1 protein-coding gene is annotated in these 1,366 nt (G+C 66.9%); it reads left to right on the forward strand.

The genetic code is table 11. The annotated features are described in order from the left end of the window. The first annotated feature begins 95 nt into the window (after window positions 1-95). Window positions 96-1,187: an IS110 family RNA-guided transposase gene (locus KAK03_RS24695; protein ID WP_210857344.1), complete on the forward strand. Its 1,092-nt coding sequence runs from the start codon at window positions 96-98 to the stop codon at window positions 1,185-1,187. Window positions 1,188-1,366 lie beyond the last annotated feature (179 nt).

A 1,366-nucleotide genomic window follows, 5' to 3' on the forward strand; every position in this document is an offset into this window, starting at 1 on the left:
AGCGAATACGAAGGGACTTCCCCAGTCCTATGACGGTATCGAGGTACCAAGATTGAGCTGTTGCGGAAGTTCAATCTGAACGGAAAGGGGAAGTCATGGCGGAGATTACACGAGCGCTGATTGCGCGGGTAGGGGTGGATCTATCCAAGCGCGTGTTCCACGTGCACGCGGTGGAGCGCGGTGGCCGGGTTGTGGTGGCCAAGGCGATGTCGCCGCAGAGATTCGTCAGCTGGTGCGCCGAGTTGCCTGCGGGCTGCCTGGTGGCGATGGAGACCTGCGGTGGCGCGCACCATGTGGCTCGGCGCCTGCGCCTGCTGGGCCTGGATGCACGGCTGATCGCTGGCCACTTCGTCACGCCCTACCGCATGGCCGGGCGCAGCGGCAAGAACGACGCCAATGACGCTGCCGCCATCTGCGAGGCTGCAGGCCGACCGCACATGCGTTTCGTGCCCGTGAAGACAGCCGAGCAACAAGGCCAACTCGCCGTGCACCGCCTGCGCGAGGGCTTCAAGGAAGAGCGCACCGCCCTCATCAACCGCATCCGCGGCCTGCTGGCCGAGTTCGGCCTGGTGTTCCCGCAGAGCCCCGAGGCACTACGCAAGGTGATGGCCGACGTCATTGAGGACGCGAGCAACGCGCTGCCCGGCGTAGCCCGCCTGGCGCTGCAGCGCGCACACCTGCACTGGATCGAGATCGAGCTGCAGATGACCTGGTGCGATGAGCGCATCAACGCTCACGTGCGCAGCGACGAGCGCGCCAAGGCCGCCGCCAGCCTGCATGGCATCGGCCCCGTCACCGCATCCGCGCTGGCCGCCAGCGTGGGCGACTTCAGACAGTTCGACAGCGCGCGCCAGTTCAGCGCCTGGCTTGGCCTGGTGCCCAGCCAGAACTCCACCGGCGGCAAGGCCAGCCTGGGGCGCATCACCAAACGCGGTGACGACTACCTGCGCACGCTGCTGATCCAGGGCGCCAAATCCGCCGTGATGAGTGCTGGCAAACGCTGTGACCGCATCAGCCGCTGGCTGGTGCAACTCAAGGAGCGCGTGGGCTGGCAAAAGGCCGTGGTCGCGCTGGCCAACAAGAACGCACGCATCCTGTGGGCCGTGCTCACCCGCGGCGTAGCGTTCAACCCCGATCACGTTCCCGAGCCGCCTGCGGCCCGGTGCTGCCTCAAACCCGCGGCCTGAGCCAGCCCAGCCCGCACCCGACTCCTCACCCGGACGTGCGCTCGAAGATACCCACCACAGGTCAGACCGGCGGCAGGTGAACTCGATAACCCTTGCGTGCCCGAAGCACGTCGAGCGAATGGAGCCCTGCCGAGCGGTTCGTATCTGGGGCCTCGGTGATCCCCACCGACACAAGCCCG

Source organism: Ideonella alba (assembly GCF_018069845.1).
Classification (GTDB): Bacteria; Pseudomonadota; Gammaproteobacteria; order Burkholderiales; family Burkholderiaceae_C; genus Ideonella; species Ideonella alba.